7 protein-coding genes are annotated in these 7,827 nt (G+C 64.9%); 1 reads left to right on the plus strand and 6 read right to left on the minus strand.

Features of this window, described 5'->3' with window-relative positions:
• A partial coding sequence (locus G3N99_RS30490) for an autotransporter outer membrane beta-barrel domain-containing protein (RefSeq protein WP_206124229.1) occupies positions 1-1,859 on the plus strand: 1,859 nt, incomplete at its 5' end.
• Positions 1,860-1,951: 92 nt separating this feature from the next.
• Here G3N99_RS30490 and G3N99_RS30495 read toward each other — a convergent pair.
• The 6 genes from G3N99_RS30495 to G3N99_RS30520 all read right to left on the minus strand — a co-directional run.
• On the minus strand, positions 1,952-2,677 hold the full coding sequence (locus tag G3N99_RS30495; RefSeq protein WP_011350949.1) for an amino acid ABC transporter ATP-binding protein: 726 nt from the start codon (positions 2,675-2,677) through the stop codon (positions 1,952-1,954).
• Positions 2,674-3,351, minus strand: coding sequence for a glutamate/aspartate ABC transporter permease GltK (gene gltK, locus G3N99_RS30500; RefSeq protein ID WP_174939183.1), 678 nt, complete (start codon positions 3,349-3,351; stop codon positions 2,674-2,676). Before gltK ends, G3N99_RS30495 begins: the two co-directional genes overlap by 4 nt.
• On the minus strand, positions 3,351-4,091 hold the full coding sequence (locus tag G3N99_RS30505) for an amino acid ABC transporter permease (RefSeq protein WP_011350947.1): 741 nt from the start codon (positions 4,089-4,091) through the stop codon (positions 3,351-3,353). The genes gltK and G3N99_RS30505 overlap by 1 nt, the downstream gene beginning before the upstream one ends.
• Positions 4,092-4,175: 84 nt before the next feature.
• Positions 4,176-5,069, minus strand: a complete 894-nt coding sequence (locus tag G3N99_RS30510; protein WP_174955219.1) for a glutamate/aspartate ABC transporter substrate-binding protein — start codon at positions 5,067-5,069, stop codon at positions 4,176-4,178.
• Between the two features lie 251 nt (positions 5,070-5,320).
• Positions 5,321-6,607: a Glu/Leu/Phe/Val dehydrogenase gene (locus G3N99_RS30515; RefSeq protein ID WP_011350945.1), complete on the minus strand. Its 1,287-nt coding sequence runs from the start codon at positions 6,605-6,607 to the stop codon at positions 5,321-5,323.
• 287 nt (positions 6,608-6,894) lie between these two features.
• Positions 6,895-7,827 (minus strand): LysR substrate-binding domain-containing protein (locus G3N99_RS30520; protein ID WP_206124230.1); only part of this gene is annotated, 933 nt, incomplete at its 5' end.

The raw sequence follows: 7,827 nt of genomic DNA on the forward strand, positions 1-7,827 counted from the left end.
GCGTGCTCGCGTTGACCGGCACGACGCTCAAGGGCGCGACGGCCGGCGTGCTGACGTCCGATACGCTCGCCAACGGCGCGACGAGCTCGGTGCTCGTCGACGGCGACAGCGTCACGTCCGCTACCGGGCCGGCCTTCGCTGCGCGCGGCGGCACGGCCGACATCGCCGTGCGCAACGGTACGGTCGTGACGGCCGGCAACGGCACGCTGCTCGACCTGTCGAACGGCAGCCACGCCACCTTCACCGCATCGGCCGTGAACCTAGCCGGCGACATCGTCTCCGACGCATCGAGCACCGGCAACGTGTTCCTCGCGAACGGCACGACATTGGCCGGCAAGATCGACCCGGTCGCGCTGTCTGTCGACAACACCAGCACGTGGCGCATGACGGGCAGCTCGGTGCTGAGCAGCCTGAACAACGCGGGCCTGGTCGCGTTCGCCGCGCCGACCGGTTCGCCGACGCTCACGGGCAGCTACAAGACGCTGACGACCGGCAGCTACGTCGGCAACGGCGGCACGATCGCGCTCAACACGTTCCTCGGCGCCGACGCGTCGCCGACCGACCGGGTGATCGTGAACGGCGGCGCCGCGAGCGGCACGACGGGCCTGAAGATCGCCAACACGGCCGGCACCGGCGCGCAGACGAAGGGCGACGGGATTCCGGTGGTCGTCACGGCCAACGGCGGCACGACCACCGCATCGGCGTTCCAGCTCGCGGGCCCCGTGCAGGCGGGCGCGTACGAATACCGGCTCTATCGCGGCGGGCAGAGCGACGCGAACGGCTGGTACCTGCGGTCGCAACTCGATCCGTCGGACCCGGGCGACCCGATCCACCCGTCCGGCGGCGGCGATGGAGGCGGCAACGGGAATGGCAACGGCGGCACGCTCGCGTATCGCCCCGGCGTGTCGGGCTATGCCCTCACGCCGCTGCTCAACGCCGACTACGGCTTCTCGACACTGGGCAAGCTGCACGAGCGCGTCGGCGACATCTACAACCTCGAAAAGCAGCAGCCCGGCAATCGCGACGGCGTGTGGGGGCGCATCGGCGGCCAGAGTCTCGACGCGAATGCGGGCCGCTTCGCCGCCGACGAGCGCACGTTCTTCGCGCAGTTGGGCAAGGACTGGACGCTCGACCAGGCACCGAACGGCGGCGGCAGCACGCATGCGGGCGTGACGGCCAGCATCGGCGTGTCGAACGCGAGCTTCAGCGACATGGCGCGCGCCGATACGGCCAACCTGTCGACGTCGACGGGCTCGGTCGAAATGCACGCGCAAAGCATCGGCGGCTACTGGACGAAGTACCTGTCCGACGGCACGTACTTCGACAGCGTCGGTCAGGTCACGCACTACGGCAACCGCTATCGCGACAGCTACGGCAACGAGGCGTCGCAGAACGGCTTCGGCGTCGCGCTGTCGCAGGAAGTCGGCAAGCCGTTCGCGATCGGCGCGCTGCCGGTCGCGGTCGAGCCGCAGGCGCAGCTGATGTATCAGTACCTGAAGCTGAACGGGTTCAACGACAACGTCTCGGCGGTATCGGGTACGACGACGAACGCGCTGCGCGGCCGCGTCGGCGTGCGCATCTTCCGGCCGAACCTCCAGTCGGATTCGGGCGGCGGCGCCGCCACGCCGTACTTCACGGCCGACGTGCTGCACGACTTCCTGTCGCCGGGCCAGACCGTCGTCGGCGGCACGCCGTTCGCGACGCACCTCGGCCGCACGTGGTACGAGCTCGGCGTCGGCGTGACCGCGGGCTTCGGCAAGTCGGGCGAGCTGTACGCGAACGCGAAGATCGCGCGCAACATCGGCGGCGACTACCGGCGCGGCATCGTCGGGCAGGTCGGCTACCGCTACAGCTGGTAACGCCCGCCGGCGACGGACGAAAAAAAACCGCCCGGCGCTCGGCCGGGCGGTTTTCGTATCGGCGCACTTGCCGCGCCGACAAGCGCGAACGCTCAGTGCAGGATTTTCGCGAGGAAGTCCTTCGCGCGTTCCGATTTCGGATTCGAGAAGAAATCGTCCTTGCGGTCGTCCTCGACGATCGCGCCCTTGTCCATGAAGATCACGCGATGGGCGACCTTCTTCGCGAAGCCCATCTCGTGCGTGACGACCATCATCGTCATCCCTTCCTGCGCGAGTTCGACCATCACGTCGAGCACTTCGTTGATCATCTCGGGGTCGAGCGCGGACGTCGGCTCGTCGAACAGCATCGCGATCGGATCCATCGACAGCGCGCGCGCGATCGCGACTCGCTGCTGCTGGCCGCCCGACAGCTGGCCCGGGAACTTGTGCGCATGCGCCTTCAGGCCGACGCGGTCGAGCAGCTTCATGCCCTTCTCGTTCGCTTCATCCTTGCCGCGGCCGAGCACCTTGACCTGCGCGAGCGTCAGGTTCTCGGTGATCGACAGGTGCGGGAACAGCTCGAAATGCTGGAACACCATCCCGACCTTCGAGCGCAGCTTCGACAGGTTCGTCTTCTTGTCGCCGACCGACTGGCCGTTCACGAGGATCTCGCCCTGCTGGAACGGCTCGAGGCCGTTCACGGTCTTGATCAGCGTGGATTTACCCGAACCCGACGGGCCGCACACGACGACCACTTCGCCTTTCTTGACTTCGGTCGTGCAGTCGGTGAGAACCTGAAACTGGCCGTACCACTTCGAAACGTTCTTGATGGAAATCATCTTGTGACCTTTTTCTGGAGACCCTTGACGAGTGCAGACGCCAACGAGCAAATCACGAAATAGCATGCACCGGCGAACAGAACCATCTCGACGGTCGTGCCGTCGCGATCGCCGATGTTGGCCGCCGTGCGGAAGAAGTCCGCGAGACTGATCACGTACACGAGCGACGTATCCTGGAACAGGACGATCGCCTGCGTGAGCAGCAGCGGCACCATCGCGCGGAACGCCTGCGGCAGGATCACGAGGCGCATCGCCTGCGCGTAGTTCATGCCGAGCGCAAACGCGGCGTTCACCTGCCCGCGCGGCACCGCCTGGATGCCGGCGCGGATGATCTCGGAATAATACGCGGCTTCGAACAGCGAGAACGCGACCATCGCCGAGGCGAGACGGATGTCGATCGTCGGCGACAACCCGAGCACGCCCTGCAGCAGCTGCGGCACGATCAGGAAGAACCACAGCAGCACCATCACGAGCGGGATCGAGCGGAACACCGTCACGTAGGCCTGCGCGAACCACGCGAGCGGCTTCACGCCCGACAGCCGCATCAGCGCCAGCAGCGTGCCCCAGACGATCCCGACCACGATCGCGATCAGCGTGATCTGGAACGTGACGACCGCCCCCGTCCACAGCGTCGGCAGCGCGCCGGGAATACTACTCCAGTCGAACTGATGCATCACTTGCCTCCGATATAGCCGGGCAGCCGCGTGCGGCCTTCGATCCAGCGCATGAACGACATCACGACGAGGTTGATGATCACGTACGCGAGCGTCACCGCGATAAACGACTCATAGGTCTGCGCGGTGTAGTCGACGAGCTGGCGCGCTTGCGCGGACAGATCGAGCAGGCCGATCGTCGACGCGACGGCGGAGTTCTTGAAGATGTTCAGGAATTCCGACGTGAGCGGCGGCACGATGATCCGGTACGCAACGGGCAGCAGCACGTAGCGGTACGTCTGCCATTGCGTGAAACCCATCGCGAGGCCGGCGGCGCGCTGGCCCTTCGGCAGCGCGTTGATCCCCGAGCGCACCTGTTCGCACACGCGTGCGCCCGTGAACAGGCCAAGACAGATGATCGACGCGGTGAAGAACTGCGTGGTGGGCGGCAGCTGCTTGATCCAGGTGCCGATCGACGCAGGCAGCAGCTCCGGTATCACGAGATACCAGACGAAGAACTGCACGATCAGCGGAATGTTCCGGAAAATCGACACGTACAGGGTGCCGATCGCGGACAGCCATTTGTTCGGCACGGTGCGCAGCACGCCGAACAGCGAACCGACGATCAGCGCGATGACCCAGGCAACGAGCGACACTTCGATGGTCACCCAGAAGCCGGACATCAGCCATCCGAAATAAGTCGTCGGCTCGCCGGTCGATACGGGGCTCAGGAAGATGCCCCAGTTCCAGTGGTAAGACATGGGCAAGACTCCAGCAAAAAGAGACGGAAGAAGCGGGGCCTCTTCCGTCTCATTAGCGTCATTTCTGCATCAACGGCCGTGCGGTCAGTCGAGCGCCTTGTCGTTCGGGTTCGCGTACAGCTTCTTCATCGAATCGGACAGCGGGAAGTTCAGGTTCAGCCCCTTCGGCGGGATCGGGTTCTCGAACCACTTCGCGTAGATCTTCGCGGCTTCGCCCGACTTCTGGACTTCCACGATCGCGTCGTCGACCACCTTCTTGAATGCCGGATCGTCCTTGCGCATCATGCAGCCGTACGCTTCCTGCGATTGCGGCGTGCCGACGATCACCCAGTTGCCCGGCTGCTTCGCCTTCGCGCGCTCGCCCGCGAGCAGTGCGTCATCCATCATGAACGCGGCGGCACGGCCGGTTTCCAGCGTCTGGAACGAATCGCCGTGATCCTTCGCGCTGATGATGCTCATGCCCAGCTGCTTCTCGTTGTTCATCGCGCGCAGCAGGCGCTCGGACGTCGTGCCGGCGGTGGTCACGACCGTCTTGCCCTTCAGGTCCGCGAAGTCCTTGATGCCCGAATCGTTCCTCGTCATCAGGCGCGTGCCGATCACGAAGATCGTGTCGGAGAATGCTGCCTGCTTCTGACGGTCGAGATTGTTCGTCGTCGAGCCGCACTCGATGTCGACCGTGCCGTTCTGCACCAGCGGAATGCGGTTCTGCGACGTGACCGGGATGTTCTTCACCTGCAGGTTCGGCAGGTTCAGCTTCTTCTTCACCGCGTCGACCACCTTCATCTGGAAGTCACGCGAATAGCCGACCACTTGCTGCTTGTCGTCATAGTAGGAGAACGGAATCGACGATTCGCGGTGGCCCAGCGCGATCACGCCCGTGTCCTTGATCTTCTTCAGCGTGCCCGTCTCCTGAGCATGCGCGCCACTTGCGAACGCGCAAAGCGCCGCGAACATCAGGACTGCCTTTTGGTATTTCATTTTGGTCATCTCCTTGGCTAAAACCCGCGCCAGTGTATCAAAGTAATATTTTTGAAAGTACTGGTTGTTTACCGCACTCCGAATCGCGCTGTACGAAGCCTTCCTCCCGGCTTCGGGCACTCTTCCGGCGCCTGAATGCGCGCGCGGGCGGTACCGGATTCGGCACCGCCCGCGAGGGTTCATGCACGCAACCGGATGGATTGCGTCATGGATTGATCGTAGTCAACCGATCTGAAATCGGCAACCGCAGATCAGGGGTACAGGCCGCGCATTTCGCGCGCCATCAGGATGCGCTTGCACGCAACGATGAACGCTGCTGTACGCACCGACACCTTGTGCTCTTCCGCGACTGCCCACACGCCGGAGAACGCTTCGCGCATCACGCGTTCGAGACGGTGGTTGATCTCGTCTTCCGTCCAGAAGAAGCTCGAGAAATCCTGCACCCATTCGAAGTACGACACGGTCACGCCACCCGCGTTCGCGATCACGTCCGGGATCACCAGCACGCCGTTCGCGGTCAGGATGTCGTCCGCCGCCGTCGTCGTCGGGCCGTTCGCGCCTTCGACGATGATCTTCGTGCGGATCTTCCCTGCGTTCTTCTCGGTGATCTGGTTTTCCAGTGCCGCCGGGATCAGGATGTCGGTTTCGACGGTCCAGAACTCGTCATTCGGCATCGGCTCCGCGCCTTCGAAGCCCGCGACACCGCCCGTGCGTGCGACGTGGTCGAGCAACTTGTTCGAATCGAGGCCGGCCGGCTGGTAGATCGTGCCCGTGTGATCCTGCACCGCGATCACCTTCGCACCCGCTTCCTGGAACAGCTTCGCCGCGATGCCGCCGACGTTGCCGAAGCCCTGCACCGCGATGCGTGCGCCTTCGATCTCGAGGCCCTTCTTCTTCGCCGCTTCGCTGCCGACGACGAACACGCCGCGGCCCGTTGCTTCCTTGCGGCCGAGCGAACCGCCGAGTGCGATCGGCTTGCCGGTCACGACGCCGGTCGACGTCTGGCCCTGGTTCATCGAGTACGTGTCCATCATCCACGCCATCACCTGTTCGTTGGTGTTGACGTCCGGCGCCGGGATGTCGGTGTTCGGGCCGATGATGATGCCGATTTCGCTGGTGTAGCGGCGCGTCACGCGCTCGAGCTCACCACGCGACAGCTTGCGCGGGTCGACGCGGATACCGCCCTTCGCGCCGCCGTACGGCACGTTCACGGCCGCGTTCTTGACCGACATCCATGCGGACAGTGCCATCACTTCCGACAGCGTCACGTCCTGGTGGTAACGCACACCGCCCTTGCCCGGGCCGCGCGACACGTTGTGCTGCACGCGATAGCCTTCGAAGTGCGCGACGGTACCGTTATCGAGCTCGATGGGGCAGTCGACGATCAGGATGCGCTTCGGGCGCTTCAGCGTTTCGAGCCAGCGCGACAGCGAGCCGAGGTACGGCGCGACGCGATCGACTTGCTGAAGGTAGTTGCCCCACGGGCCGAGATCGTCGGCGTGCAGGTAGGACGGGATGGACTGCAATTGCGAAGACATGGATGCTCCAACGGTCAACAGGTGCGCACATTGTCGAAAAACCCGTTTTTTTTATCCAATGCCGTTTGCTTATTCGATTATGCGTTTCTTGCATGATCGCGATTTTTCGCAAATCTGCGGTCGATTTGCGCAAGAACGCACGCGATCGATCGTGCATCGCGTGCGTGAAAAATCGTGTTTCCTGGATGCGGGAGGGCCGCCGGACAGCCGCCCGACAGGCGGCGCAAGCTCGTCGACAGCCGGCCGGCCCGCGCGGTCGCGGTTAACCGCCCACGGTTAACCCGCGATTAGCCCGCGGTTTCGCGCAGTTCGTCGCGCACGACGTCCCACAGCGCACGCACGAGCTTCTGCCGCGGATCGTCGCCCTGCAGCGCGAGCTTGTCGCAGTACAGCCGGATCTCCATCGTCAGCGTGAACGGGTACGCGCCGCCACGCACCGACCGGTCGAGCCGGATCAGGCGGCCGCCCGCGACCGCATCCTCGACCGCGCTGTGCGGCAGGAACGCGATGCCGTGGCCCGCGAGCGCCATCGCCTTCAGCCCTTCGGCCATGTCGGTTTCATAGACGCGATCGAGGAACAGCGGTGTCGTCGCATTCGCGACGATGACCTCCGTCATCCGGCCGAGATACGCGTTCGGCGTATATGACAGGTACGGCACACGCGCATCGGCCGTGCCGGGCAGCGTATAGCGCGGCCGCCCCGCGCGGCCCGGCGCCGAAAACGGGCTGATCGGCTCGCTGCCGAGGATCAGCATGTCGTAGCGCGCCGGGTCGAGCGCGACCGGATGGCTCGGGTGGTGGTAGCCCATCACGAGATCGCAGCCGCCCTCGACGAGCGACAGCACCGCGTCGTGCACGTTCAGCGCGCGCAGCCGCGTGTGGACCTGGCCCATCTTCGCCTCGATCCGCTGCAGCCAGCGCGGGAAATACGTGAGCGACAGCGTGTGCGGCACCGCGAACTCGATCGTCGGCACCGGCGCGCCGACGTGGCCGCGCAGCAGCGTGCGCGCCTCGTGCGCCTGCGACAGCATCGTCAGCGCCTGTTCGTAGAAGATCTGCCCGGCCTGCGTGAGCCGCGTCGGATAAACCGAACGATCGATCAGTTCGGTCGCGAGCCATGCCTCGAGCGCCTGGATGCGCCGCGAAAACGCCGGCTGCGACACGTGCCGCAGCTCGGCGGACCGGCTAAAGCTGCGCGTTTCCGCGAGCGAAACGAAGTC

The sequence above is a fragment of the Burkholderia sp. Ac-20392 genome, from assembly GCF_017104585.1.
Lineage (GTDB): Bacteria > Pseudomonadota > Gammaproteobacteria > Burkholderiales > Burkholderiaceae > Burkholderia > Burkholderia lata.